This is a genomic window from Vibrio sp. 1727 (assembly GCF_033344415.1).
GTDB classification, from domain to species: Bacteria; Pseudomonadota; Gammaproteobacteria; order Enterobacterales; family Vibrionaceae; genus Vibrio; species Vibrio alginolyticus.
In genome coordinates, this window is the sequence record NZ_JAWPOT010000005.1 from 138,530 (window position 1) to 164,260 (window position 25,731).

26 protein-coding genes and 1 other RNA gene are annotated in these 25,731 nt (G+C 45.4%); 10 read left to right on the plus strand and 17 right to left on the minus strand.

Annotated elements, in window-relative coordinates; translation table 11 throughout:
• Window positions 1–64: 64 nt before the first annotated feature.
• Window positions 65–1,384 carry a 23S rRNA (uracil(1939)-C(5))-methyltransferase RlmD gene (gene rlmD, locus R8O10_RS07620; protein ID WP_318191265.1) on the minus strand — a complete coding sequence of 440 codons (1,320 nt, stop codon included), beginning with the start codon at window positions 1,382–1,384 and terminating at the stop codon, window positions 65–67.
• 192 nt (window positions 1,385–1,576) lie between these two features.
• Here rlmD and barA point away from each other — a divergent pair, with 192 nt between their 5' ends.
• Window positions 1,577–4,375: a two-component sensor histidine kinase BarA gene (gene barA, locus R8O10_RS07625; protein ID WP_005383774.1), complete on the plus strand. Its 2,799-nt coding sequence runs from the start codon at window positions 1,577–1,579 to the stop codon at window positions 4,373–4,375.
• 69 nt (window positions 4,376–4,444) lie between these two features.
• On the opposite strand, the gene acpS is transcribed toward barA, so the two are convergent.
• The 11 genes from acpS to rpoE all read right to left on the minus strand — a co-directional run bounded on the left by acpS (window position 4,445) and on the right by rpoE (window position 13,684).
• Complete coding sequence (gene acpS, locus R8O10_RS07630) at window positions 4,445–4,825, minus strand: holo-ACP synthase (protein ID WP_012841407.1); 381 nt, start codon at window positions 4,823–4,825, stop codon at window positions 4,445–4,447.
• Window positions 4,826–4,835: 10 nt separating this feature from the next.
• Entirely contained in the window at window positions 4,836–5,570 is a 735-nt protein-coding gene (gene pdxJ, locus R8O10_RS07635) for a pyridoxine 5'-phosphate synthase (protein ID WP_053304135.1), read from the minus strand.
• Window positions 5,567–6,298: a DNA repair protein RecO gene (gene recO, locus R8O10_RS07640; protein ID WP_005384578.1), complete on the minus strand. Its 732-nt coding sequence runs from the start codon at window positions 6,296–6,298 to the stop codon at window positions 5,567–5,569. Before recO ends, pdxJ begins: the two co-directional genes overlap by 4 nt.
• A 115-nt stretch (window positions 6,299–6,413) precedes the next feature.
• The gene (era, locus tag R8O10_RS07645) at window positions 6,414–7,376 is read right to left on the minus strand and encodes a GTPase Era (protein ID WP_005380931.1); all 963 of its coding nucleotides are present in this window, start codon (window positions 7,374–7,376) and stop codon (window positions 6,414–6,416) included.
• On the minus strand, window positions 7,369–8,046 hold the full coding sequence (rnc, locus tag R8O10_RS07650) for a ribonuclease III (protein WP_005380932.1): 678 nt from the start codon (window positions 8,044–8,046) through the stop codon (window positions 7,369–7,371). The genes era and rnc overlap by 8 nt, the downstream gene beginning before the upstream one ends.
• Window positions 8,047–8,067: 21 nt before the next feature.
• Complete coding sequence (lepB, locus tag R8O10_RS07655) at window positions 8,068–8,967, minus strand: signal peptidase I (protein WP_005380933.1); 900 nt, start codon at window positions 8,965–8,967, stop codon at window positions 8,068–8,070.
• 104 nt (window positions 8,968–9,071) lie between these two features.
• Window positions 9,072–10,865, minus strand: coding sequence for a translation elongation factor 4 (lepA, locus tag R8O10_RS07660; protein WP_005380934.1), 1,794 nt, complete (start codon window positions 10,863–10,865; stop codon window positions 9,072–9,074).
• A gap of 158 nt (window positions 10,866–11,023) precedes the next feature.
• A complete protein-coding gene (locus tag R8O10_RS07665) occupies window positions 11,024–11,494 on the minus strand; it encodes a SoxR reducing system RseC family protein (RefSeq protein ID WP_005384575.1) in 471 nt (156 codons plus the stop codon).
• Window positions 11,495–11,496: 2 nt separating this feature from the next.
• Window positions 11,497–12,456, minus strand: a complete 960-nt coding sequence (gene rseB, locus R8O10_RS07670; RefSeq protein WP_005380941.1) for a sigma-E factor regulatory protein RseB — start codon at window positions 12,454–12,456, stop codon at window positions 11,497–11,499.
• Complete coding sequence (locus R8O10_RS07675; protein ID WP_005380944.1) at window positions 12,453–13,079, minus strand: sigma-E factor negative regulatory protein; 627 nt, start codon at window positions 13,077–13,079, stop codon at window positions 12,453–12,455. The genes rseB and R8O10_RS07675 overlap by 4 nt, the downstream gene beginning before the upstream one ends.
• 26 nt (window positions 13,080–13,105) lie before the next feature.
• Window positions 13,106–13,684: an RNA polymerase sigma factor RpoE gene (gene rpoE, locus R8O10_RS07680; RefSeq protein ID WP_005380946.1), complete on the minus strand. Its 579-nt coding sequence runs from the start codon at window positions 13,682–13,684 to the stop codon at window positions 13,106–13,108.
• Between the two features lie 554 nt (window positions 13,685–14,238).
• Between rpoE and nadB the strand changes: the two genes are divergently transcribed.
• A complete protein-coding gene (nadB, locus tag R8O10_RS07685) occupies window positions 14,239–15,852 on the plus strand; it encodes an L-aspartate oxidase (RefSeq protein ID WP_318191266.1) in 1,614 nt (537 codons plus the stop codon).
• A 22-nt stretch (window positions 15,853–15,874) separates the two neighbouring features.
• On the opposite strand, the gene R8O10_RS07690 is transcribed toward nadB, so the two are convergent.
• Window positions 15,875–16,336 carry a protein YgfX gene (locus R8O10_RS07690; protein ID WP_262593133.1) on the minus strand — a complete coding sequence of 154 codons (462 nt, stop codon included), beginning with the start codon at window positions 16,334–16,336 and terminating at the stop codon, window positions 15,875–15,877.
• Window positions 16,305–16,565 carry a succinate dehydrogenase assembly factor 2 gene (locus R8O10_RS07695; protein ID WP_005380951.1) on the minus strand — a complete coding sequence of 87 codons (261 nt, stop codon included), beginning with the start codon at window positions 16,563–16,565 and terminating at the stop codon, window positions 16,305–16,307. Before R8O10_RS07695 ends, R8O10_RS07690 begins: the two co-directional genes overlap by 32 nt.
• Before the next feature lie 189 nt (window positions 16,566–16,754).
• On the opposite strand from R8O10_RS07695, the gene ygfZ reads away from it, so the two are divergent.
• The 3 genes from ygfZ to R8O10_RS07710 all read left to right on the plus strand — a co-directional run bounded on the left by ygfZ (window position 16,755) and on the right by R8O10_RS07710 (window position 19,035).
• A complete protein-coding gene (ygfZ, locus tag R8O10_RS07700) occupies window positions 16,755–17,723 on the plus strand; it encodes a tRNA-modifying protein YgfZ (protein WP_005380959.1) in 969 nt (322 codons plus the stop codon).
• The gene (locus R8O10_RS07705; protein WP_005384562.1) at window positions 17,716–18,189 is read left to right on the plus strand and encodes an aminoacyl-tRNA deacylase; all 474 of its coding nucleotides are present in this window, start codon (window positions 17,716–17,718) and stop codon (window positions 18,187–18,189) included. Before ygfZ ends, R8O10_RS07705 begins: the two co-directional genes overlap by 8 nt.
• Before the next feature lie 639 nt (window positions 18,190–18,828).
• Window positions 18,829–19,035, plus strand: a complete 207-nt coding sequence (locus tag R8O10_RS07710; protein WP_042762078.1) for a DUF1107 domain-containing protein — start codon at window positions 18,829–18,831, stop codon at window positions 19,033–19,035.
• Window positions 19,036–19,100: 65 nt separating this feature from the next.
• On the opposite strand, the gene R8O10_RS07715 is transcribed toward R8O10_RS07710, so the two are convergent.
• The 3 genes from R8O10_RS07715 to R8O10_RS07725 are packed head-to-tail and all read right to left on the minus strand — an operon-like array spanning window position 19,101 to window position 22,121.
• Complete coding sequence (locus R8O10_RS07715; RefSeq protein WP_318191267.1) at window positions 19,101–20,309, minus strand: FAD-dependent 2-octaprenylphenol hydroxylase; 1,209 nt, start codon at window positions 20,307–20,309, stop codon at window positions 19,101–19,103.
• Between the two features lie 31 nt (window positions 20,310–20,340).
• Window positions 20,341–21,519 (minus strand): 2-octaprenyl-6-methoxyphenyl hydroxylase, encoded by a 1,179-nt coding sequence (gene ubiH / locus R8O10_RS07720; protein ID WP_054575404.1) that lies wholly within the window; start codon window positions 21,517–21,519, stop codon window positions 20,341–20,343.
• Window positions 21,520–21,542: 23 nt separating this feature from the next.
• Entirely contained in the window at window positions 21,543–22,121 is a 579-nt protein-coding gene (locus R8O10_RS07725; RefSeq protein WP_033907447.1) for a YecA family protein, read from the minus strand.
• Window positions 22,122–22,370: 249 nt separating this feature from the next.
• Here R8O10_RS07725 and R8O10_RS07730 point away from each other — a divergent pair, with 249 nt between their 5' ends.
• The 5 genes from R8O10_RS07730 (at window position 22,371) to serA (ending at window position 25,694) form a co-directional block, all read left to right on the plus strand.
• Window positions 22,371–22,679, plus strand: coding sequence for a cell division protein ZapA (locus R8O10_RS07730; RefSeq protein ID WP_005384553.1), 309 nt, complete (start codon window positions 22,371–22,373; stop codon window positions 22,677–22,679).
• An 8-nt stretch (window positions 22,680–22,687) separates the two neighbouring features.
• Window positions 22,688–22,872: non-coding RNA, 6S RNA (gene ssrS / locus R8O10_RS07735), on the plus strand.
• A 5-nt stretch (window positions 22,873–22,877) separates the two neighbouring features.
• Window positions 22,878–23,477, plus strand: coding sequence for a 5-formyltetrahydrofolate cyclo-ligase (locus R8O10_RS07740; protein WP_005384552.1), 600 nt, complete (start codon window positions 22,878–22,880; stop codon window positions 23,475–23,477).
• 53 nt (window positions 23,478–23,530) lie between these two features.
• Window positions 23,531–24,187, plus strand: a complete 657-nt coding sequence (rpiA, locus tag R8O10_RS07745; protein WP_005380982.1) for a ribose-5-phosphate isomerase RpiA — start codon at window positions 23,531–23,533, stop codon at window positions 24,185–24,187.
• A gap of 274 nt (window positions 24,188–24,461) precedes the next feature.
• Window positions 24,462–25,694, plus strand: a complete 1,233-nt coding sequence (gene serA / locus R8O10_RS07750) for a phosphoglycerate dehydrogenase (protein ID WP_005384551.1) — start codon at window positions 24,462–24,464, stop codon at window positions 25,692–25,694.
• The last annotated feature ends 37 nt before the right edge of the window (window positions 25,695–25,731 follow it).

Below are 25,731 nucleotides of genomic sequence, written 5' to 3' on the forward strand. Positions count from 1 at the left end.
TTTACCGCGCGTACACGCTGGCTTTATGACCACCCACCACAAATAAGGGGTCAAAGTCCTAAAGTTAGGACTTTTCAAACAATGCCATCGATTCTAGATGACTGGTATGAGGGAACATATCCAGCATACCTAATTTAGTTAATTTATAGCCTTGCTCTATCAAGCTTTGACTATCCCTAGCAAGGGTAGCAGGATTACAAGAAACATAAACTACACGCTGTGCGCCAAGCTCAGAAACTTGATCGATGATCCCACTCGCTCCCGCGCGTGCCGGGTCTAATAATACTTTATCAAACCGCTCTGCGACCCAGGCTTGGCCTTCAAAGTCTTGCTCAAGGTTAGCGTGATAAAATTGCGCGTTATTGATTTGGTTCAAAGATGCATTGTTTGTGGCTTTTTCTACCATCTCTGCAACACCCTCTACTCCAACCACGTACTTAGCTAATTTCGCAACTGGTAAACTAAAGTTGCCTAAACCACAGAACAAATCTAACACTCGGTCACTCTTTTGTGGGTCTAACCACTCAACCGCTTGTTTGACCATTTGTTGGTTTACACCTTGGTTTACTTGAATAAAGTTATTTGGTGCAAAAGGGATTTTCACTCCAACTTCTTGATAAAAAGGCATATCGCCTTCGATAAGGTCTAATTGTTCTGTCGATGGCATTAAGTACAACGATGCGCCATGACGTTTTGCCAACTCCGTTAGAGATTGAGTTTCACTCGTTGTCAGAGCGCTCAAGTGGCGCAGCGTAATACACGGACCATTATCACCAAGTACCAGCTCTACATGACCCAATTGTTCCGGCTTTTTGAACGCTTTTAGGGCTGAGTAAATCTCTGGCAGCAAAACATTCAGTTCCGGTGCCAGCACTGGGCAATCGGTCACTTGCGCAATTTGCTTACTCTGCTTTTTACGGAAACCAAAATGTAGCTGACGTGTTCTTTTATCAACAAACAAGCTCACTCTCGCACGGCGACGGTAGGCCTGCGAATATCCCAATAACGGGGCATCTAGTTCAATGTCACTGCCTGAAAATTTTCGCACTAGCTGACGCAACGTTTGCTGTTTGTACGTCAATTGTTGGTCATAATCTAGATGCTGCAAATCACAGCCACCGCACTCATTATAATGTGGGCAAAATGGCTCCACACGAGCTTCACTCGGCTTAAGGATTTTAATCAACTTACCGCGAGCGTATTTGCTCTTTTCTTCCACCAATTGAGTGACCACCTCCTCACCTGGCAGTGCTCCATCAATAAACAATGGCTTCTTTTTGAGGTAAGCAATGCCTGCGCCGTGGTGATCTAAACGCTCTACTTGCACTGCTTGGTGCCGAGTATTGAGTTGGGTTTTCTTTTTCGGTTGAAAGATGCGTGCCATGCTCTATGCCTGATTTATGTGTAATTGCTCTTCGGCTTCACTATTCTTGATTGCAGCCGTTGTGTGATTCGAGTGACTTGATTATGCTTACCGTTTATTCGGTGACGTCACTTCTTTGCTCAAGGCTTTATCGTGCGCTTGAGAAATAATGCGTTATTTTCCCATATCCAGACTCCGATGTAATTAGATAACATGACCAGATATGGCTTACGAGCACGTGTAATTACACTAACTCTCGCTCCCACTCTCATTATTGGTTTATTACTGAGCGGCTTTTTCTCATTTAACCGCTACCAAGACCTTGAGAAACAAGTTATCACCACTGGTAACAGCATTATTGAGCCGCTGGCGATTGCCAGTGAAACTCATCTACTATCAGAAAGCCGAGAGGCGGTACGTCGCTTGATAAGCTACGCGCACCGTAAAAACTCCAAACTGGTTCGTAGTATCGCGGTATTTGATGAACATCATGAGCTCTTTGTAACCTCTAACTTTCATCCTAATTTTGAAGCCTTGATGTTTCCCAAAGATAAACCGATCCCGCAACTGGGTAATTCGGAAATCTACGAAAACTCACTGATATTGCGTGTCCCCATTTTGTCAGAAGGTCACTACTTAGCGGAGTTGTCGAACGAAAGCCAAGGCACAAAAGCGATTGGTTACATCGCCGTCGAGTTAGATCTCTCCTCCTTGAGGCTGCAACAGTATCAAGAAGTCTTCTCTGCGTTTTTAGTTCTGGTTCTCGGTCTTGGCTTAGCAAGTGTGTTTGCTTCACGTCTAATGCACGATGTGACCCAACCTATCACCCACATGAAGAATGTCGTTGACCGCATTCGCCGCGGTCATCTGGATGTGCGTATCGAAGGCAAAATGCACGGGGAGTTAGACCAGCTAAAAAATGGCATCAACGCCATGGCGGTATCGTTATCAGAATATCACGTGGAGATGCAGCACAGTATAGACCAAGCCACGTCCGACTTACGTGAAACGCTTGAGCAGCTAGAAATTCAGAACGTTGAGTTGGATATCGCGAAGAAACGCGCGCAAGAAGCGGCCAGGGTTAAGTCAGAGTTCTTGGCAAACATGTCGCACGAGCTGCGTACTCCGCTCAATGGGGTGATTGGCTTTACTCGTCAAATGCTTAAAACGCAGCTTTCTAACAGCCAAACGGATTACCTACAGACGATTGAGAAATCGGCGAACAACCTGCTGAATATCATCAATGACATTCTCGACTTCTCGAAACTTGAAGCGGGTAAGCTGGCGCTGGAAAACATTCCTTTTGATTTCCGAGAAAGTTTAGAAGAGGTAATTAACCTACAAGCCACAAGTGCACATGAGAAAGGGTTAGAAATCACCCTAAAAGTGGACCCTAAAATTCCACCGGGTTTAGTTGGGGATCCACTACGTATTCAGCAAATTTTGACGAACTTAGTCGGTAACTCAATCAAGTTTACCGAGCGAGGCAACATTGATGTTAGCGTAGAAATGCGCTCTCAATCAGGAGACTCCGTCGAACTGCAATTCATGGTGCGTGATACCGGTATTGGTATCTCTGAGCGTCAGCAAGCGCAGTTGTTCCAAGCCTTTAGCCAAGCAGATGCAAGTATTTCACGTCGTTACGGCGGTACTGGCCTTGGTCTGGTCATCACTCAGAAACTGGTGAGCCAGATGGGCGGCGAAATCAGTTTAACCAGCCGTCTACACCAAGGTTCAACCTTCTGGTTTACGGTGCGCTTGCACTCAACCGAGATGCCAATGAGCGAACTGATTGAAGTGGAACTTCTGACTGGGAAGCAGTTACTGCTGATTGAACCAAACATGCAAGCCGCATCCGTAACCCAACAGATTCTGAGTCAGGAGGGTATTTTAGTAACATACCGCTCTTCGCTACCAAACAACGAAGAACAATATGATTATGTATTGTTGAATTTAGCGGCCAACCAGACTCACGATGCGGAAGTTATTACACCTTGGATAGAACAAGCGAAACGTATGGCTCCGAGTGTTCTTCTAGGGACACCGAGTACCGAATTGGCGCTTGCGGACCAAATAATGACAGAGCATCACGTCCAGTGCCTGACGAAGCCATTGTCTCGCCGTAAGTTGCTACAAAGCCTGATTAGCGAACATGTAGAATCGCCACCTGTATTAAGCGCTCCAATTACGCCAAGCGAAGGGGACCGTTTACCTCTGACTGTACTAGCAGTGGATGACAACCCTGCAAACTTGAAGCTGATCTCTGCACTGCTCCGCGAACGAGTAGAAACCGTCACCGCCTGTAGCAATGGCCAGCAAGCGGTGAACCTGGCGACAGAGAAAAAGTACGATTTAATCTTTATGGATATCCAAATGCCACAAATGGATGGGGTGACCGCTTGTAAGCACATTAAAGAGTTGGAGTTAAATAAAGACACGCCAGTGATTGCTGTAACGGCGCATGCCATGGCAGGGGAACGAGACCGCTTGCTCTCAGCAGGAATGGATGACTACTTGACCAAACCTATTGAAGAGCATGTGCTGCAACAGGTTTTGGTTCACTGGAACCCAAATGCTTGTACAGAGAGCATTGGCAAAGTCGCCCCTTCATACGTTGATGAACCTGAAGGAAGCGCACCACAACCCGTTTCTTCGCCTCAGCAGGATGTGATTATTGATTGGCAAGCAGCCTTAAAACAGAGCGCGAATAAAGAGGATCTCGCTAAAGACATGCTGCGCATGTTGATTGAGTTCATCCCTGAAGTAGAAGCAGTCGTTGACCAAGCTCTGGAGCAAGAAGATATCTCCCGTGATGACCTAATTCATGTCATCCATAAGCTGCACGGCAGTAGTTCATATTGTGGCGTTCCAAGACTGAAGTCACTCTGTGCGACGCTTGAGCAAGCACTGCGCTCAGGGGTCAGTCTTGAGGAAGTTGAGCCTGAAATGTTCGAGCTGCAAGATGAAATGATTAAAGTAACAACAACCGCAAAGTTATACCTTGAACAGTGATCTATTGAAGAGAAACAAAAGCCAGAGCAAATGCTCTGGCTTTTTAGTATTTTGTTTAAGACTTACAAGCTAGGATTCAAAAATAACCGTCGCCACAGCGTAATGACGCTCATCGGAAATGGACAGGTGAATGTGGTTAACGCCCATCGCATCCGCTATTTGCTTGGCTGTGCCCGTCAATGCGAGCACTGGTTTTCCAAGCGCATCGTTCGAGATGGAAAAATCGTGAAACGTGACCCCTTTTGCTATCCCTGTTCCCAATGCTTTTGAGGCCGCTTCTTTGACTGCAAAGCGCTTAGCAAGATAACGACCTTGCAGCTTAAGCTGTGAGAATTTGGCCATTTCTTCTTCTGAAAGAATCCGCTGAGCAAAAGGTTCACCACTACGAGCTAACGCTTTTTCAATACGCTCAATTTCTGCAATGTCGGTCCCTAACCCTATAATCGCCATCTAGATAGCCCTATGACTGGCGAGCCTCAATCATCAGTGCTTTCATGTCAGCAACCGCTTTATTTAAACCATCAAATACTGCGCGACCAATGATTGAGTGACCAATGTTGAGTTCGTAAATTTCTGGTAATGCAGCAATTGGTGCGACATTGTGATAAGTCAGGCCATGCCCGGCATTAACAATAATACCTAGATCATGTGCATAACTCGCACCAGCGGCAATCTTCTTCAGTTCAGCTTGCTGTTCGTCTTCTGTCGTCGCATCTGCATAGTGGCCAGTATGTAGCTCAATAAACGGAGCGCCACACTTTTTCGCAGCTTCAATCTGTTGACGGTCAGCATCAATAAATAGCGAAACTTTAATGCCTGCATCTGTCAGCTTTTTCGTCGCAGCTTTAATTTTTTCTAGCTGCCCTACTACATCTAAGCCACCTTCCGTCGTCAGTTCTTCACGCTTTTCAGGCACTAAACACACAAACTCTGGTTTAGTTTGCAGCGCAATATCAACCATTTCGTCAGTCACTGCCATCTCTAGATTCATACGCGTTTGAATGGTTTCACGCAGAATACGTACATCACGATCCAAAATATGGCGACGGTCTTCACGTAAGTGGATAGTGATACCGTCCGCGCCTGCACGCTCAGCAATTTCAGCAGCGTGAACAGGATCTGGGTATTTTGTACCACGTGCATTACGTAGAGTGGCAATATGGTCGATATTGACGCCTAAATAAATTGAGCTCATTTTCCGTTACTCCGTGCTCTGGGGGTCTGAATGAAAAATTCACGACTTTTTAAAGGTTTGCCGCCAAGATACGGCTTTAAGGCTATACGTGTAAAGCGTTTTGCCGCTTTTAGCTGCTCTTTAGTGACAAACCGCCGCTCACTGATAGCAATCAGTTCATTCCCTAAAAACGTGAGGTTATCGCGCCTAACAGAAGCAATAAACCCTTTCTGTTCCCGGTAACGATAGGTCATTTCTGGGTCGACGGGCTCGCCGGTACCTGCACAATGCAAAAAATCCACGCCATACCCCATCGCAGACAGCAAGGCTAACTCAAAACGACGCAGTGCAGGCTCAGGGTTCTCGTTGTGCGCCAACTCGGTTAACGCATGCAAATAATCATGAAATAGTGCTGGCATCGGCACTTCAGCCATCAAAATACGGCCAATCAGTTCATTGACGTACATGGCTGAGTAGAGATTAATGCCCGTTAACGGCAAACCTAGACTTATCGGCTCGGCTTGACGCAAAGTTTTCATTGAGCCTTTCCCCGACCATTTAAGTAATAGCGGGGTAAAAGGTTGCAATGCGCCTTTTAAGTTCGAACGCTTACTGCGCGCGCCTTTGGCCATTAAAGTCATTCGGCCATATTCCTCACTAAATACATCAAGGATTAAGCTCGATTCACTGTAAGGGCGTCGGTGCAATACAAAACAGCGCTGTAAACCTTCAGAAGACAGATTACTCATCTAAGTCATTGTGCCTAAAAAGTGTGAAATAAAAAATAAGGAGCCGAGCGGCTCCTTATTTTAATCGATACTGATTTTTCATCGATGTTGGAGCGAAGCACCTTCGCAGCCAAGATTATAAATCGTCTATATAACCCAACGATCGCAACGCTCGTTCGTCGTCTGCCCAGCCAGATTTCACTTTTACCCAGGTTTCTAGGTAAACCTTACGACCGAACAATTCTTCCATATCTAAACGCGCTTCGCGACCAATGGTTTTAATCTTCTCGCCGCCTTTACCAATCACCATTTTCTTCTGACCATTACGCTCAACAAGAATCAAGGCATTGATGTGGAAACCGTCGGTTTCGGGGTTGTAATCAAAACGTTCAATCTCAACCGTCACTGAGTATGGCAGCTCTTCACCAGTAAAGCGCATCAGCTTTTCACGCACAATCTCAGACGCCATAAAACGCTGAGAACGGTCAGTCACGTATTCTTCTGGGAAGTGATGCGTTGCTTTAGGTAGGTGATTACGCACGTGCTTACGCAGTACGTCAATGTTCTTACCTTGCTTGGCAGAGATTGGCACAACATCCACGAAGTCCATCTTCTTAGACATCTCCGCCATGTGTAGCATCACGTCGTTACGATCTTGTACGTTGTCGACTTTGTTTACACAAAGCACAACTGGGAAGTTCGATTTTTGAAGTTTGGTCAGTACCATCTCATCGTCTTTAGTCCAATGCGTACCATCGACTAAGAAGAACACAAGGTTTACATCACTCAATGACGAGTTAGCAGCACGGTTCATCAAACGGTTGATCGCACGCTTTTCTTCAATGTGAAGTCCAGGCGTGTCGACGTAAATCGCTTGGTAATCGCCGTCCGTATCCACACCCATAATACGGTGGCGTGTCGTTTGCGGCTTACGAGAGGTGATCGAAATCTTCTGACCCAAAATCTTGTTCAAAAGTGTCGACTTACCTACGTTTGGACGACCAACAATAGCAATAAAGCCACAGTGTTGGTTTTCTGGCGAGCTTGGCTCACCTTGTGATGCGAAAAACGCATCGATATCGAATTCGTTATCAGCCATTTGTTAATTGCTCAAGTGCTGTTTCAGCAGCCGCTTGTTCTGCCTTGCGGCGGCTGGTGCCTTTACCGATTACAGGCTTATCCACACCTGCTACTTCGCACTCAACCGTGAACTCTTGGTTGTGCGCTTCACCTTTAATATTAGTCACTGTGTAGACAGGCAGCGGTTTTCTTCTGCCTTGTAGGAACTCTTGTAGGCGAGTTTTCGGATCTTTCTGTGAAACGCCTGGTTTAATGGCTTCAAGGCGTGACTGATACCAACTCAGTACAATGCCTCGCACAACTTCAAGATCACTGTCTAGGTAAATTGCGCCAATAATGGCTTCAACCGCATCGGCTAAAATAGAGTCTCGGCGAAAACCGCCACTCTTCAATTCACCTGGACCTAATTTTAAATAATCTCCTAGATCGAATTCACGACCCAGTTCCGCCAATGTATGTCCGCGAACCAAAGTAGCACGCATGCGGCTCATGTCACCTTCGTTCACTTTTGGGAAACGATGGTACAGATCATCAGCGATGACAAAACTTAAAATTGAATCGCCCAGAAACTCAAGACGTTCATTGTGCTTACTGTTGGCGCTGCGGTGCGTCAGCGCCAAATTGATAAGCCCGGCATCTTGAAACTGGTAGCCGAGCTTTCTCTCTAGTTTATCAATTGGAGAATTCATACTCTCTCGATATTTGAATGGTTAGTGAATACCACCGATGCGGTTAAAACGCACACCAGTTGGAATCCATGAAGGTAGAACACTATCTGCGCCACGATCAAACTCGAAGCTGATCCAGATCGCGACAGCTTTACCGACTAAGTTTGCTTCTGGAACAAAGCCCCAGTAACGGCTGTCAGCACTGTTGTCACGGTTATCACCCATCACAAAATACTGACCTTGTGGTACAACCCACTCTGTCGTTCCGCTGCGTGGGAAATATTGCTCCACGCGGTTACGCACAAGAGGGTTAACCAAAATATTGTGCTCAACGTTACCCAATTTTTCATCCAGTTGGATCATTGGAATACCGTTCGAGCTAAACTGACTTTCTTCAACATTACTCAGTTTAACTGGCTTACATGCCGATTCGCCTTGGCTTTGCACGCAAAGCTGCTTATCACTTGAATAACGCACGATATCACCAGGTAAACCAACTACACGCTTAATGTAGTCCACACTTGGTTGTGGTGGGTATTTGAATACCACGATATCACCACGCTCAGGCTTACCAGTTTCCACTAGCTGAGTACGCCATACTGGGTCTTTTAGACCGTACGCGTACTTCTCAACTAAAATGAAATCGCCAACCAGCAAGGTAGGCATCATTGAGCCTGATGGGATTTGAAATGGTTCGTAGATAAAAGAACGTAATACTAAAACGAACGCGATCACAGGGAAAATAGAGACGCTATTTTCAACCCACCAAGGCTGACGCTCAACTTTTTGCAAGGTCACTGCATCCAAACCATTAGACGTCTGAGCTTGAATCTCAGCCAGTTTTTCCTGACGCTTTTTCGCGAAAACCAGCTTTTCCAATAGCCAAACCACGCCAGTTACCAAAGTCGCAATAACCAACATCAGTGAGAATGTATTCGCCATTAAATTCCCTTATCTAAAAATACGAAAGTGAAAGAGCCGAAACCCTTTCACTTATTTTAATATCTAACGTCTTAAGACCGACAAGTGTGAGACAAAGTTCAACTTTAGTCTTTACCTACGTGAAGGATGGCTAGGAACGCTTCTTGAGGCAGCTCAACGTTACCGATCTGCTTCATGCGTTTCTTACCTTCTTTCTGTTTCTTCAGAAGTTTCTTCTTACGACTTACGTCACCGCCGTAACATTTCGCAATAACGTTTTTACGCAACTGTTTTACCGTTGAACGAGCGATAATGTGGTTACCAATTGCCGCTTGGATTGCGATATCAAACATTTGGCGAGGGATGAATTCTTTCATCTTCTCTACCAACTGACGACCGCGAGTCTGAGACTGATCTTTGTGTGTGATCATCGCCAATGCATCAACAGTGTCACCGTTAAGAAGAACGTCTACACGTACCATGTTCGAAGCTTCAAAACGCTGGAAGTTGTAATCCAAAGATGCGTAACCGCGTGATGTTGATTTCAGACGATCGAAGAAATCCAGTACCACTTCAGCCATTGGAATATCGTAAGTCACAGCGACTTGGTTACCGTGGTAAACCATATCAACTTGACTGCCTCGCTTTTCAACACACAGTGTGATTACGTTACCTAGGTACTCTGAAGGCACAAGGATGTTACAACGCGCAATCGGTTCACGAATTTCTTCAATGTCATTGATCGCTGGTAGTTTTGCTGGGCTATCAACATACAGCAGATCGCCATCCGTCTTCTCAACTTCGTAAACTACCGTTGGTGCTGTGGTAATAAGATCCAAGTCGTATTCACGCTCTAGACGCTCTTGGATGATTTCCATGTGCAACATGCCAAGGAAACCACAACGGAAACCAAAGCCAAGTGCCGCAGAGTTTTCTGGCTCGTAGAATAGCGATGCGTCGTTAAGGCTTAGTTTGCCTAGTGCGTCACGGAAGTTTTCGTAATCGTCGGAAGATACAGGGAACAGACCTGCGTAAACCTGAGGTTTAACTTTCTTAAAGCCAGGTAGCGGTTTATCACAACCATTCTTCGCTAGAGTCAGCGTATCACCAACAGGGGCACCAAGAATGTCTTTGATACCACAAACAACCCAACCTACTTCACCAGTACGAAGGGTATCGGTATCTACTTGTTTTGGCGTAAAGATACCAAGGCGGTCTACACCCCAAACTTGGCCCGTACTCATCACTTTGATCTTATCGTTCTTCTTCAGTTCGCCGTTTTTAATACGCACTAGAGAAACAACGCCAAGGTAGTTATCAAACCATGAGTCAATGATCAGCGCTTGTAGTGGCGCATCTGGATCACCTTCCGGAGCAGGGATCGCTGACACAATGTTCTCTAGAACGTCATCAACACCGATGCCTGTCTTCGCAGAACAGCGGGTTGCTTCCATTGCATCGATACCAACGATTTCTTCAATTTCTTCCGCTACACGCTCAGGATCGGCTGCTGGTAGGTCAATCTTGTTCAAGATTGGCACAACCTCTAGATCCATTTCGATCGCGGTGTAACAGTTAGCCAGTGTTTGAGCTTCAACACCTTGACCCGCATCCACAACCAATAGCGCACCTTCACAAGCCGCTAGAGAACGTGATACTTCATATGCAAAGTCAACGTGCCCCGGAGTATCGATGAAGTTCAGCTGATACGTCTCACCGTCTTTAGCGGTGTAGTTTAGCGTCACACTCTGAGATTTGATGGTGATGCCACGCTCACGTTCAAGATCCATAGAATCCAGAACCTGTGCGGCCATTTCACGATCGGTTAACCCGCCACAAACTTGGATTAGACGGTCTGATAGGGTCGACTTACCATGGTCGATGTGGGCGATAATCGAAAAGTTACGAATGTGCTTCATAGATTTAGGGTGACTAACTCTTTACAAATAGGGACAGTAAGAAACGCCATCTACTGACGGCATTTCAATCAAGTTGGCAGATTCTACCGAATTTCGTTAACGGGCGCACGTAATTTAAAGTACATACCCAAATAACCTTTAGTGGAGGGGGACAGCACTTACTGGATTGGCTCTCCAAGTACCCGAACGAGGGTAACTTGGCGCTTGGATTCATCTTCTAACGGACGAGAAACACGTTTTGCGATCCACATTCCACCAGCGGCAAACAATACCGATGCCAATATGATGATGCCTTCCCCGCCGGCTGTCAGCGGCGCTAATAGGAAGTGACCAAACATCGCACCGATAATCAAACCAAACAATGGCAGTAAATAAACCGCCATTGCTGATTTTATTAGGCTCGACTCAGGAAAACCAATCTCGACGACTTGACCTATTTTCACCGATTTATCCGTGCGCAGGTGCCAAGATAAACTCTTGTTACCAATGGCTTTAGTAACAACGCCCGTTCCACAGCTTTTCTGTGAAGAGCAACTACTGCAACTGGTCTGCTGTTCGCAACTTAAATCAATTTCGTATTGCTTGCCGCGACGATGCACGTCTGTCACGGTAGCCAACGCGGTCATCATTGTTATTTACTCTTTGTTACATTAAATGTGACAGATTGGGCTATACGCTGTGCTGTGGTCGGTGGAATGTCTCCTACAACAGAGATTTCATGTTGACCGCTCACAAAACTGTGTAGCGTTCTTCTGCCTTGGCGAACCAACTGCCCTTTTAACGAATGCTCATCTTTGTTTGCTACGTAAACAGAGAAGCTAAACAGACCATCAGAATACAGCTGGCTCTCCACCATTTGATTAGTAACGGCCATTCGATAGCGGTTGAGCTCGTTCGGCTCGAAACCCTCAGGGATCCAACCAACCTGCCAATTACTGGTCCCAATATCGCCTTTTGGCATGGTGAGAACAGCAGGTAATTGAACATCTTGCAGGCCACTCATTAACTCTGCGATTTTTGGATTTACCGTGTAAGAAATAGTGCGATATTGTTCAAGCATCTCACCATCGCGGTCCACAAGGTCGGCACGTAACGGCAATTTACTCTTCTCATCGATCCATAGTACGTATGAATAGCGCAGACCGTCTTTAGGAACAATACGCAGCACTTGTGTTGCCACACCAGCTTCACGAGCTCTACCCACTTTTACATAGTCGTAATACAAGTTTAGCTCATCGATATTGGTGTTGAGCATAGGCATAGTCGGAGCGACCATTTTACCTGACTCGATGGTGAACGGTTCTAAACCCGTTTCGATGTAACTTACTTCAGTTCCGCGACGAATCACTTCACGCACGGGGCCACTTAAGTAGACAAGGTGAGCATATTGATCGTCACCATGCGTGGCATGACGATACAGCAACGGCTCAATGCTGTTCTTTTTGATAAGGATATAAGAGAGTTCGTAACTTAAATTCTTACTCGCCTCGCTCATTTGATGCAATAAAGCCTCCGCTGGCTTATCACCAGCAAAGGCTTGAGAAGACATCATACTGAACAGAGCGCAAGCGCTGATCAGAAATTTTTTCATTCAATATCCGGATTCAGATTTGCATCTTGTTGAGATGCATCACTGTTAATTCGTAACTGCAATTCGTAGTCTCGCAGCATAGCATGAACACGCTTGCGCTGCTCTTGCATATTTGCCTCGCCTACAGAACGTTCTACAGACTCACGAGTCAAACTCACTGGTTCTGCGCTGCCAGCAAACGGAACCGTCTGCAATACAGGTAATTGATCTGTTTGCGGCGACATTGAATCGCTACCACCGTACTGCTGTACACCTAAAATAACAACAAGCGATACACATGCAGCAACAGCAACTTGACCAAACTGCGTCAACCAACCTGGCAACTGACGTTTTGCTTTTTGCGGTTCTGGTTGCGACTCTTTTGGCGTATCCGCAATTGAGATAACATTTGCACTGTGCGAATCAAACGCACGGTGTGCAGGTTCATCTTCTAACGCTAACGCCACGCTTTCAGCAATATTCCACTCAGGTTTTGCTGGCGCTTCGCCTCGCATCACATCACCAATCAGGTGATAGTTCTGCCAAGCATCACGGCTCTCTTGGTCTTGCTCTAACTCTTGAATTAAAGCCTTATCGACCAATTCTCCATCCATGAGAGCTGAAAGTTTTTCTTTGTCAGCCATTATTTTCACCATAGTTATTACTTGTACTAGCGTTGCAAAAGAGGTCTGATTTTCTTTTCCACCGCCTCACGAGCACGGAAGATACGCGATCGTACCGTTCCTACCGGGCAATCCATCACTTCTGCAATTTCTTCATAACTCAAGCCATCGAGCTCTCGTAATGTCATTGCGGTTTTTAAATCTTCAGGTAAAGCTTCGATTGCACTGAACACCACCCGTTGCAATTCTTTGGACAACGTTAAGTTCTCAGGGTTCGATATTTCTTTAAGTGCACTACCTGTTTCGTAAAATTCAGCATCTTCAGCATCGACATCTGTCGCTGGAGGTCTACGCCCTTGAGCAACAATGTGATTTTTCGCAGTATTCACTGCAATGCGATACAGCCACGTATAAAACGCACTTTCCCCACGAAAGCTAGGGATAGCTCGGTAAGCTTTAATAAACGCTTCTTGTGCTACATCTGGTACATCGCCAGGATTACTAACGTATCTGGAAATAAGATTACATACCTTATTCTGGTACTTTGTTACCAACAGGTTGAATGCTTGCTTATCGCCATTCTGAACTCGCTCAATCAATACTTGATCGGTCAGCTGCTCGTTCATTCGAGCGGATACTCCTATTTGTTATGCCCCTACTCTTCTCAGATATGGGTACTAATTATGCAAAACGTAGTATTGACACCACTGCTTACTTGAGCACTATTGTGACCCTAACGTGAATGAGAAAGTTCCATGGTTTCTCAAGTTTTTTGTCATTGTTTTTTCACAGTGTGATGTCTGTACCCAAATGACCACCGCTGCCTGACTTTAGTCTAAGTTTGACAAGCGAGCATCTTGGAGGGAAATGGGTATAATGAATGATCTCTGTCCCAGATTGTGCTGGGTCGAGCATGGAAAAGCAATGGCATTGACAAACTATTACTTTTCATTTGCATGGCTAATGGCTATCTGAACACCGCGTTACAAATTATAACTTAGGAAGCATGCTCATGCTCTGCATGAAAAAGAAGAGTGGCTCAGTCACCGCAGTAACACGGACGTCGATAGGTCTCCCAACTTAGCCCTTAGCGACAGATGTCGCGATAATGGAATGCACATGGTGTGCAAATAATACACAAGGTAACTTTGTTGCCTTAGCTTGGGATTATAAAAGTTATATGAACACAAATCGTGAACATGAGTGTGATGTATTAGTGGTAGGGAGTGGCGCGGCAGGTTTGTCGTTGGCTTTGCGCGTTGCTAACCACTGTAAGGTGATGGTGCTGAGTAAAGGACCACGCAGCGAAGGGGCGACCTACTATGCTCAAGGCGGTATCGCTGCCGTATTTGATGAGTCAGACACCATTGATTCACACGTTGAAGACACGCAAATCGCCGGGGATGGTATTTGCGATGAGGAGACCGTAAGGTTCATTGCTGAGCATTCAAAAGAGTGTGTACAGTGGTTGATTGACGGTGGTGTCCCATTTGATCGTGAAGAAGATGACTCTGACGATGAACCTCGCTACCACTTAACTCGTGAAGGTGGTCATAGCCGTCGTCGTATTCTTCACGCGGCAGATGCGACAGGTATGGCGATGCAAACCTCCCTGCAAGATAACGCTCATAACCATCCAAACATTCATGTTCTCGAACGTCACAATGCTCTGGACTTAATCACCGAAGACAAAATTGGCGGTGATAAAAACAAAGTTATCGGTGCTTATATTTGGAACCGCAACGAAGAGCATGTCGAAACCGTGCGAGCCAAATTTGTGGTTCTCGCTACAGGTGGTGCTTCAAAGGTTTATCAATACACCTCTAACCCAGATGTGTCGTCTGGTGATGGTATTGCGATTGCTTGGCGTGCAGGGTGTCGTGTGGCGAATATGGAATTTAACCAGTTCCACCCTACGTGTTTATATCACCCAGAAGCACGTAACTTCTTGCTGACTGAAGCGTTGCGTGGCGAAGGTGCTTACCTGCGTCGTCCAGATGGCTCTCGCTTTATGCCGGATTTCGATGAACGTAAAGAGCTTGCTCCGCGTGACGTCGTGGCTCGTGCTATCGACTTCGAAATGAAGCGTTTAGGTGCCGACTGTATGTATCTCGACATCAGCCATAAGCCTGCTGACTTTATTACGAAACACTTCCCAACCATTTATTCACGTTTGATGGACTTGGGCATTGACATGACTAAAGAGCCAATCCCAATCGTACCTGCTGCACACTACACTTGTGGCGGTGTCATGGTGGATAGAAATGGCTGCACCGATCTGAAAAATTTGTATGCGATTGGTGAAGTTAGCTACACCGGGCTGCATGGTGCTAACCGCATGGCATCAAACTCACTTCTCGAATGCGTGGTTTATGCTTGGTCTGCGGCAAAAGATATTCTAAAACATCACACTAACGTTGAGCTACCTTCACAGGTGCCATGTTGGGATGAAAGCAAAGTAACCAATAGTGATGAAGAAGTGATCATTCAGCACAACTGGTACGAGCTTCGTCTGTTTATGTGGGACTACATGGGCATTGTGCGAACTGACAAGCGTTTAGAGCGCGCCTTACGCCGTATCCAACTGTTGCAACAAGAAACACACGAGTACTACAGCAATTTCCGAGTGTCGAACAACTTATTAGAACTGCGTAACCTTTTACAAGTAGCAGAGTTGATGGTTCGTTGTGCGATGCAGCGTAAAGAGAGTCGAGGTTTGCACTACACGCTTGACTATCCGAACCAACTGGAAAACAGCGGCCCAACGATTTTGGTTCCAGCTAAACAGCTTTAACTTTACCAAGTAAACTATTACATCAGCAGGGAGCATTAGCTCCCTGTTTCATTTCCCATTGGCGTAATACCAAAGATAGTTGACGATACTGCTCATCGTCACAGCTATCACGCCAAATCGTAACAACACGGCCAGATTGCAATTGGAATGTTATCTTGAATGGTGATGCCGATGTATCGACTCGCTGTAAATGACCCTTTTCGGACTCAATATCTTCCGAGCATTCGCCACACTCAAGGGCATCAAACCTAACCAAGCCATCGCAGTGCACATACCAATGCCCATGACTTGTAGGTTGAACAAGGCCTTGGCTTGAGAGAGCCTTAACAATCAGTAATAACAAATAAGTCGATAATACGAGCGGAATGCTAGAGAAGATAACAGCCCAAGTCATCAATAAGAAAAGTACAACATTGAGGACTCGGGCAGTCAGAGAGGGAGAAGCAGTAAAATTAACGAACTTTGCTGAGGTTATGGGCGACAATTTTATCAACCATTGCTGCATGACCTAAATTTTCGCTACGGCCATGCCCCATTACCCAAGTAAACAGATCAGGATCATCGCATTCAAGTAAAGAAACAAAGTCACGCTGCTCTTGTTCACTCAGAGTATCAAAGCACTCTTCAAAAAACGGCATAATTACTACGTCAAGCTCAAGCATGCCTCGACGACAAGCCCATTTAATACGCGCTTTTTCTTCCGGAGTGTACATTCACTATTCCTTCATAGATGTCTTGTTGTTAGTGCGGAGTGTAACAAGGGATGTGCTACGTCACTAGTGTGCGGGTCACAATACGATAGTGAAAGCAGACAAATGTTGATTCGTAAATCGCTCCCCTAGTATCTCAAGGTTATTTGGGTATAACATAGCGGAAAAATATCTTCAAAAGGCATTGTAATTATGGAATGGCAAACTCGTTTTTCAGCATTACCTCTCTCAACTCAAGACGCGCTTCCAGAGTTATCTATCTCACTGCTGGATAACTTCGGCATGATCACCATGATCGGTGATGATAAAAAATCATACTTACAAGGTCAGGTTACCTGCGATGTTGTTTCTTTAGAACAAGACCAATCAACACTGGGCGCACATTGTGATGCAAAAGGCAAAGTGTGGAGCGTGTTCCGCCTTTTCCATCATCATGATGGCTACGGCATGATCCAACCAAAATCGGCGATTGACGTAGAACTTAATGAAATAAAGAAATACGCCATTTTCTCTAAAGTAACGATTGAAGCTTCTGATGACGTTATCTTAGGTGTTGCTGGCGTCAAAGCCGACGAATTCATTTCAACAATGAGCAAGACAACTGGCAGCGTTCGCGCAGTTGACGGTGGCACAGCAGTGCAAGTTGCACAAGATCGCTGGTTACTGATATTAAGTGCGCCAGAAGCACAGCAAATCGTTGAAACTACCGACGCTGTCTTTACGACAAATGAGCTTTGGAATCGTTTCGATATTGAGGCAGGTTTACCATTTGTCTCTGCATCCGCGCAGAATGCTCACATTCCACAAGCACTCAACGTGCAAGCTTTAGGAGGCATAAGCTTCACAAAGGGCTGCTACACGGGACAAGAAACGGTAGCACGAGCGAAGTATCGCGGTACCAATAAACGTGCGATGTATATCGTAAAAGGTGCAACTTCTGCTCCATTCAGTGACGAACCAATTGAGCTCGAACGCAGCGTAGGTGAAAACTGGCGTTCAGTAGGTGCTTTATTAAATCACTACCAGTTCAGTGACAATCACGCGATTGGCCTGATCGTGCTGCCTAATAATCTCGATGAGGACACTCGTCTTCGTTTGGTTGCGCAACCAGAGTGTGAATGGACAATCGAATCACTGCCTTACAGTCTTGATGATGAGTAATACAATCAATACTCCTTTGATGCAATTTCTCACAGACCAACACATTCCGTTTCGTCTGTTACCGCATCAAAGACCAGCAACCACCATTGAGGATGCCGCGCACCAACGCGGCATTCGCCCTTCTCAAATGGTGAAAGCAATCTTGCTACGAGACATGGGTAATCAATATGCACTCGCCTGTGCACCAGGTGATCGTAGCGTTGATCCCAAAAAAGTGCGCTCGTTACTGAAATGTCGCCGGATGACTTGTGTTGATCAAGCCGATGTTGAGTCCATCACTGGTTACAAAATTGGTACTGTCACTCCTCTGTTACTCAAACGTCATATGCCAATCGTGTTCGACCCTAGCTTACTAGAAGAACAGGAAGTCACAATCAGCAGTGGCGATCGAATGGCTGGGCTGGCACTTTCTATTCAAGATCTTATCCAATTGTGCCAGCCGACCGTGGCTGAGATCTGTCGTTAATCGTCTAAAAACAATGCAATGACACGTAGTGTTTCTATCACTGCGTGATCTCGATCATATCTACAAAAATAGATATGAGAATTTTTAATCACATATAAAACATAAATAGTCACGAAGATAAAACTCGTATATGCTGAATTTGTTGGTTAAGTTTCAAACAAGCACTTAACCGATATAAAGTGAGTCAGCTAGCTGAGTGACAGCATTCATGCAGTTAGTTATCCACTTTTGTGTAATGCATCTGTGACTATTCGCCCGCTGAAGCGGGCTTTTTTTTACGTGGAACTTTTTCTCTTTCATTTCCTCTAATCGTTAGAACGCAAAGTGTGTTGCGCGAGGCACGACCTTAATAGAAACAACTAGCAAACAACCGTTTTCGTTCTATTCTTAATTCTGTAACAAAACTATTGCTTAATGCGTCACGTAAAAAGGAGTGTATTGGCGTAAGGGTTCCTTTAGAGAGGTTATTTTTGGGGTAATCCTCACGCTATTTAAGAGATGACACTGTCAAATTGTCTAAGACAACACAATTCTCTGACGCAACACCCTACATCTGTATTTAATACTATTGCTGTCACAATAATTTTCGCGTCCAGAACGTAGAATACCTAGGCTAGGTTAGATAAAAGGAAAGTAAATATGAGACTGTTTAAGCGCTATACACCAAGTATGATTGCTAAACATATAAGTCGTCTTTTTAAAGGAAGAATTTATATTTACGGGGTCGGTAGATTCGAGTTTGATAACGGTAAGTTAATACTGCCGGAGAAAGCAGAGCAACGCCATTTCCGAGCGGTCAAAGAGATCAATCAAGAAGTAATGAAACTCCGATGCGCATATGCTTAGCAAAATGTTGATAAAACAAAGGCTGGATTAACCAGCCTTTTGTGTATTTGAAGTTTGCTTTGCACTTACTGACGCGCCAGATCCGGCAAGTGTCCCTTTAAACCAAGCGCGCGCTTCATGATCTCATCTTTCGCTCCCGGCAGTTGCCCCGCTAAACTCAAGCCAATGCCACGAACAAGCTTTTTAGCAGGGTTCTCGCCAGAGAACAAATCTCGAAACCCTTGCATAGTAGCGATCATCTTTGCCGCTTCCGCTTTTCGCCAACGCTCGTAGCTTCTTAGGTTGCGTTTACTGCCGATATCTTGCCCCTGCTTCCAAAGTGCTAACACCTCTTGAGCAAGACTGGCCGCATCTAATAAACCTAAATTCACACCCTGCCCCGCTAATGGGTGAATGGTATGGGCCGCATCACCAACCAGCGCGACTCGCTCGACGACAAAATCTCGCGCATAGCGCATTTTCAAAGGAAACGCAGCACGCTCTCCCACTACTTCACATAGACCAAGTCGAGCATCAAACTCACTCGTCAACGCTTTATTGAAATCATGTTCACTCATCGCCACTAACTGCTCTGCTCGATTTGGCTCCGTGGACCAAACAATAGAGCACATATCTGGTTGCGACATTGGCAAAAATGCCAATGGTCCGTGAGGAGTAAATATCTGGCGCGCAATGCTGTTGTGTGGCATAGCAGTTTTGACATTCGCGACCAAAGCATGATGACCATAGTCCCAATGCGTTAATGGAATATCCATTTGATAGCGAAGCCACGAATTCGCCCCATCGGCTCCGACCACTAATTTAGCGGTCATGGCTTGGCCATTATCGAGCGTCAGCCAGCTTTCTTGCTCACCGACCGCGAGAGTCGCGCAACGTGCAGGCATAAACATAGTGACGTTATCGAGCTTTTGGACTTGTTCAAGCAGTGCAAGTTGAATCACACGATTCTCAACAATATGCCCTAAATCAGGTTGTGCCATACTTTGTGCATTAAATTCAATGCTGGCAAAGCTATCTTGTTCCCATACTTCCATGCCATGGTAAGGCGAAGCTCGGCGCTGTTCTATGCCCTGCCAAGCACCAAGTTTACGCAAAATCGTCTCACTAGAGCGGCTCAGCGCAGACACACGAACATCGGGCAATTCTTTCAACGAATCATCTGGCACTTTACCTTCAATAACGGCGACACGCAGATCACTGTCTTTGAACGCGGCAGCAAGTGCCAACCCAACCATCCCTCCGCCGATGATGGCGATATCTACACTTTGCATCATTGCTTTTTATTACCTAATTCAGTGCGGCCGTTCATCGTTTTACCAAGCCAAGTGTATGGCGTAGTAGCGGCTGCTTAAAAATAGAAAGGTTATCCATCGCTGCTAAGGCAGTATTTCGGCCAATTCGCATCGCGGGTAAATCATTTGAAAAAACATGCACCAAGGCACTGGTTAGCCAAATAGTTTCGCTTCGATCTGTTTCTCTACGTTGACTAAAGCGCATCAGGCCTTGATAAAGACCCACATCCTCACTTTGCTGCACAATTTCTTCTGCTAGTGAGACTACATCGCGAATACCGAGATTAAAGCCTTGTCCAGCTATCGGGTGCAGCGTTTGCGCCGCATTTCCAACAATCGCAAAGCGATGTGAAATATTTTGCTTTCGATGGCGAAGAAGCAATGGGTAACTTGCACGGCGCCCCACTTTTTTCATCGCGCCTAAACGCCAACCAAAATCGTTCTGTAAACGCTGGAGAAATGCTTGATCAGATAACTCAAGAACGGCTTGGGCTTCTTCAGGGTGTAAACACCAAACTAAGGACATTCGATTGTCACTCATTGGCAATAAAGCAACAGGGCCATTTTCAGTAAAACGTTCAAAGGCTCTACCTTGATGAGATTCTTGAGTCACAATATTGGCAATGACAGCCACTTGTTCAAAATCTTGCTCAGAAAGTTCTAGACCAATTTTCTGACAACAGGTCGAAACAGCACCATCTGCAGCCACCAGCAGTTTTGCTTCAAGTTGCTCACCACTTTTCAACGTCACATGGGTACAGTTTTGCTCGCGCTCGATATCGGTAACGGAGTCAGGACAAAACAGCGTAATTGATTCGCTGCTGTCTAATAATTCTTGATATACACGCCCAACATCGGCTAATTCTACAACATACCCTAGAGCTCCCACCCCAACCTCTTGCTTGGTAATCTCCGTCATCCCAGCATGAGAACGGTCAGAAACGTGGATATGTTCAATGGGTGTGACAAACGGTTCTACTGACGTCCAGAGCTGTAGTTGACGCAACAGATTGACAGTACCGTAAGACAATGCGATTGAGCGAGAGTCAAAACCAGGGTGCATATCTGATTGTGCTTTAAAAGGCTCAACGACGGCAATGCGGAGCTTTCCCTGAGACAAATGGTCAATCGCCAATGCTAACGTTGCACCAGCCATGGCACCACCAGCAATGACTACATCATATTGCTTCATACTAACCTCTGGACGGTCTACGATTAGTGAATAGTAGGTTTTTTGTCGCTGCTTTCAGGACGAACACCAAATTCAGCATGAATCGTTAGTACGCAAGCTTTGATGTGCTCAATCACTTGCTCTAGCAATTGCGCTTGTTCACCAAGATCGTCATCTTCATCAATGCCTAATTTGGCAATCTCTTCTAAGTCAGCCAGTGCTTCTTTAGCGTCATCAGATGCTTTATTAAGCGCAACGCCTGCTAGACCTAGCCCAGAAATAAAGTGGTTTACAAAGTCGGACACACTGTCGGCTAATGCGAATAAGCCTTCTTCGCCCGGCTCATCTGGCAATAATAAAGACAGCTCCATCGACGTGCCAGTTAGTTCATTGACAGTAACAGTGAATACGCTTTGAGCAAAAGCTAGCGCGGTAGAAGGCCAACCCATACCATCATTGGTGTAGTCAAACAGAATAGGCTGCCAAGTTTGATCATTAATCGCCAATCCACCACTTAACATGCCGACAAATAAGCCATGTAATTCCGCAGGTGTTACTGCTAGGCTTGCAGATTGCAGTTCAGCAGCAATAGATTGGTATTCAGGAAGGGTGATTTCACTCATAACTTGGCTCATTCTTGCGTAATAATGTATTGGTATATCCTACCATCAAGGTTAGTGGTCTGAAACGGCTATCAAATTCAATTTTGGACAGCATTTGTTCAATTTGCCCAATTCCTGTGTGATCTCGTCATCATTTCTCTTTCTGTGATGGGAAATGCTTGAATCTTAATAGCGGTTTTCCTATAGTTTGCTCCTCGGTAGTTGTATGAAGCAACACCTTAGATAGCGCGAATATAGAGTTTATTCATCATGAGCAATCAAGCGATCGACGTTGAAATATTAGGCAAACTTACACGAGTGAATTGTCCGACAGGACAAGAAGAGTCTCTTGTTGCAGCGGCAAAAGATCTGGATCGCCGATTGAAAGAAATGAGCGAACGTACTAAGGTAACCAATGAAATCCAACTGCTGACCTTTGCTGCATTGAATATTTGCTATGAGTTGCACACCAAGTCATACGAATCCAATGGTCAACAGCAAGAAATTACTGAGCGAATGGAAAAGCTCACCGCGTCTTTAGAGAACGCACTAAGCAAAGTTACGCAAGGACAGCAGTAAATACAAAATTTACCCTGGGGTGTACGTCAGCAGGATTTAAGTCCCTGAGCCGATAAGCAATACCTAAGGGTTAGTATTTGGTAACTATTGAGCAAGCTCGGCATGCACCGAGAAGCCTACGGTTGTCATTGCTGATCCGCCTTGAACCAGCTGGTTCAAGGGCCACAATCCTCAACGGCACCCTGGGGTATTCTCTCTATGTCAGACCTCTCTCGACAAGACTTCCGCAAACTGATTCGTGAAAAGCGCAACGCTCTGTGCAGTGATACACAATACCAAGCGGGAATCGACCTTATTACTCAATTTTCCCAACTTCCTGAAATCGATCAGGCGCAACATATTGCCATCTACCTTTCTGCAGACGGTGAGCTTGATACTAAACCGCTCATTGAATGGTTATGGCAACAGGGAAAATCGGTTTATCTGCCCGTCATCCATCCCTTTTCTAAAGGTCAGTTACTGTTTCTTCAGTATATAAGTGATGAACAGCTCGTCTACAACAAGTACGGCATCTTAGAGCCCAAGCTCGATATCAGACACCTCAAACCCGTTCGCCAGCTTGATTTAATCTGCACGCCTTTAGTTGGGTTCGACAGTATCGGACACCGCTTAGGCATGGGCGGAGGGTACTACGATCGTACTCTGTCACGTTGGTTTATAACTGGAGAGGGTGCTAAACCTGTCGGTATCGCTCATGACTGCCAACATGTAGAACGCTTACCAATTGAAAGCTGGGATATTCCATTACCTAAGATCGTGACCCCAAGCCAAATATGGCAATGGGAAAGTGACAAGTAAGCCGCTATAATCACGCCCGCAAACGTTAACGAACATCTATTCAGGAGATTGGCATGACTCAAGATGAAATGAAAAAAGCGGCTGGTTGGGCAGCACTAAAATATGTTGAGAAAGGCAGCATTGTCGGTGTTGGTACTGGCTCTACCGTGAATCACTTCATCGATGCACTAGGCACTATCAAAGATGATATTAAAGGTGCAGTGTCTAGCTCTGTCGCTTCAACTGAGCGCCTTAAAGAGCTTGGTATTGAAGTATACGAGTGTAACGATGTAATGAAGCTGGATGTGTATGTTGATGGCGCAGATGAGATCAACCCAGCACGTGAAATGATCAAAGGCGGCGGCGCGGCTCTGACTCGTGAGAAAATTGTCGCAGCAATCTCTGATAAGTTCGTATGTATCGTTGACGGCACTAAAGCAGTTGACGTACTTGGCCAGTTCCCATTGCCTGTTGAAGTAATCCCAATGGCACGCTCTTACGTGGCTCGTGAATTGGTAAAACTAGGTGGTGATCCAGCTTACCGTGAAGGCGTTGTGACTGACAACGGCAACGTGATTCTGGATGTGCACAATATGCAAATTACCAACCCGAAAGAAATGGAAGACAAAATAAACGGCATCGCTGGTGTGGTGACTGTGGGTCTTTTCGCTCATCGTGGTGCAGACGTAGTGATCACTGGCACACCAGAAGGTGCAAAAATTGAAGAATAAATAACAGCCCAAAATGAACCTATCTGGTTCACTTTTCTGTTATTTCATTACATACGGTGCTGCAAGGCACCGTTTTTTATTCCTTTCTATAAGAAAATTATCTCTTATTCCGTAATTTTCTTACCCAAAGCAATTTTTTTTTGTTACTTTATTGAACAGAAGACGCACAGGGAAACGTTTGTCTTCCTACAAAACTGTTAATTATCCCCTTTTTAATAGTTTTGCCCAATGTGCGCCACATTAGCCCACCTTTCCATTTTAAGGACGAGAAAAAATGGCCAAAGTTTCACTGGAAAAAGAAAAGATTAAGATCCTCTTGTTAGAGGGACTCCACCCTTCTTCAGTTGAAGTTCTTCAAGCAGCTGGTTATACCAACATTGAATACCATAAAGGTTCCCTTCCGGAAGAAGAACTAATTGAAGCGGTAAAAGACGTGCACTTCATTGGTATCCGCTCCCGTACGAACCTATCCGAAGAGGTAATCAATGCGGCGAACAAGCTGGTTGCAATTGGCTGTTTTTGTATTGGTACTAACCAAGTAAACCTAGATGCAGCAGCAAAACGCGGTATTCCTGTCTTTAATGCACCATTCTCTAACACTCGAAGCGTGGCAGAGCTTGTACTTGGGCAAATCCTTTTACTAGTGCGTGGTATTCCTGAAAAGAATGCACTTGCACATCGCGGTATTTGGAAGAAAAGTGCAGACAACTCTTACGAAGCTCGTGGTAAGTGCCTTGGCATTATCGGATACGGTCACATTGGTACGCAGCTTGGTATTATTGCCGAAAACTTAGGTATGCGCGTTTACTACTACGATATTGAGAACAAACTGTCCCTTGGTAATGCGACGCAAGTACATACCATGAGTGAACTATTGAACAAATGTGATGTGATTTCTTTGCACGTTCCCGAAACACCGGAAACGAAAAACATGATGGGTGAAGCTGAATTTGCTCGAATGAAACCAGGTTCCATCTTTATCAACGCGGCACGTGGCACCGTTGTGGATATTCCTGCACTTTGCCATAGCTTAGAAGCTGGTCACCTTGCTGGCGCTGCAATTGATGTATTCCCAACTGAACCAAAAACGAATGCTGACCCGTTCGAGTCTCCTTTACAAAAATTCGATAACGTCATCCTTACTCCACACGTTGGTGGTTCAACGCAAGAAGCACAAGAGAATATCGGCTTAGAAGTGGCGGGCAAACTGGCTAAGTACTCTGATAACGGCTCGACACTTTCAAGCGTAAACTTCCCTGAAGTGTCATTGCCAGAACACAGTGGAGAGTGCTCTCGTCTGCTTCATATCCACAAGAACCGTCCTGGTATTCTAACTCAGATCAACACCATCTTTGCTGAAGAAGGCATTAACATTGCCGCGCAGTACCTACAAACAGCCGCTGAAATAGGCTACGTAGTGATCGACGTTGAAACTGAACGCTCAGAAGAAGCTCTAACAAAGCTCAAAAACATTGAAGGCACAATCCGTGCTCGTATCCTGCATTAAACTGTGAAATAGAAATGACAAAGGCAGGGGTTGTAAC

Bases quoted from the DNA above. Each gene is read 5' to 3' on its own strand.
- rlmD (WP_318191265.1), bottom strand. From the start codon at position 1,384: ATGGCACGCATCTTTCAACCGAAAAAGAAAACCCAACTCAATACTCGG.
- barA (WP_005383774.1), top strand. From the start codon at position 1,577: ATGACCAGATATGGCTTACGAGCACGTGTAATTACACTAACTCTCGCT.
- acpS (WP_012841407.1), bottom strand. From the start codon at position 4,825: ATGGCGATTATAGGGTTAGGGACCGACATTGCAGAAATTGAGCGTATT.
- pdxJ (WP_053304135.1), bottom strand. From the start codon at position 5,570: ATGAGCTCAATTTATTTAGGCGTCAATATCGACCATATTGCCACTCTA.
- recO (WP_005384578.1), bottom strand. From the start codon at position 6,298: ATGAGTAATCTGTCTTCTGAAGGTTTACAGCGCTGTTTTGTATTGCAC.
- era (WP_005380931.1), bottom strand. From the start codon at position 7,376: ATGGCTGATAACGAATTCGATATCGATGCGTTTTTCGCATCACAAGGT.
- rnc (WP_005380932.1), bottom strand. From the start codon at position 8,046: ATGAATTCTCCAATTGATAAACTAGAGAGAAAGCTCGGCTACCAGTTT.
- lepB (WP_005380933.1), bottom strand. From the start codon at position 8,967: ATGGCGAATACATTCTCACTGATGTTGGTTATTGCGACTTTGGTAACT.
- lepA (WP_005380934.1), bottom strand. From the start codon at position 10,865: ATGAAGCACATTCGTAACTTTTCGATTATCGCCCACATCGACCATGGT.
- R8O10_RS07665 (WP_005384575.1), bottom strand. From the start codon at position 11,494: ATGATGACCGCGTTGGCTACCGTGACAGACGTGCATCGTCGCGGCAAG.
- rseB (WP_005380941.1), bottom strand. From the start codon at position 12,456: ATGAAAAAATTTCTGATCAGCGCTTGCGCTCTGTTCAGTATGATGTCT.
- R8O10_RS07675 (WP_005380944.1), bottom strand. From the start codon at position 13,079: ATGGCTGACAAAGAAAAACTTTCAGCTCTCATGGATGGAGAATTGGTC.
- rpoE (WP_005380946.1), bottom strand. From the start codon at position 13,684: ATGAACGAGCAGCTGACCGATCAAGTATTGATTGAGCGAGTTCAGAAT.
- nadB (WP_318191266.1), top strand. From the start codon at position 14,239: ATGAACACAAATCGTGAACATGAGTGTGATGTATTAGTGGTAGGGAGT.
- R8O10_RS07695 (WP_005380951.1), bottom strand. From the start codon at position 16,565: ATGTACACTCCGGAAGAAAAAGCGCGTATTAAATGGGCTTGTCGTCGA.
- ygfZ (WP_005380959.1), top strand. From the start codon at position 16,755: ATGGAATGGCAAACTCGTTTTTCAGCATTACCTCTCTCAACTCAAGAC.
- R8O10_RS07705 (WP_005384562.1), top strand. From the start codon at position 17,716: ATGAGTAATACAATCAATACTCCTTTGATGCAATTTCTCACAGACCAA.
- R8O10_RS07710 (WP_042762078.1), top strand. From the start codon at position 18,829: ATGAGACTGTTTAAGCGCTATACACCAAGTATGATTGCTAAACATATA.
- R8O10_RS07715 (WP_318191267.1), bottom strand. From the start codon at position 20,309: ATGATGCAAAGTGTAGATATCGCCATCATCGGCGGAGGGATGGTTGGG.
- ubiH (WP_054575404.1), bottom strand. From the start codon at position 21,519: ATGAAGCAATATGATGTAGTCATTGCTGGTGGTGCCATGGCTGGTGCA.
- R8O10_RS07725 (WP_033907447.1), bottom strand. From the start codon at position 22,121: ATGAGTGAAATCACCCTTCCTGAATACCAATCTATTGCTGCTGAACTG.
- R8O10_RS07730 (WP_005384553.1), top strand. From the start codon at position 22,371: ATGAGCAATCAAGCGATCGACGTTGAAATATTAGGCAAACTTACACGA.
- R8O10_RS07740 (WP_005384552.1), top strand. From the start codon at position 22,878: ATGTCAGACCTCTCTCGACAAGACTTCCGCAAACTGATTCGTGAAAAG.
- rpiA (WP_005380982.1), top strand. From the start codon at position 23,531: ATGACTCAAGATGAAATGAAAAAAGCGGCTGGTTGGGCAGCACTAAAA.
- serA (WP_005384551.1), top strand. From the start codon at position 24,462: ATGGCCAAAGTTTCACTGGAAAAAGAAAAGATTAAGATCCTCTTGTTA.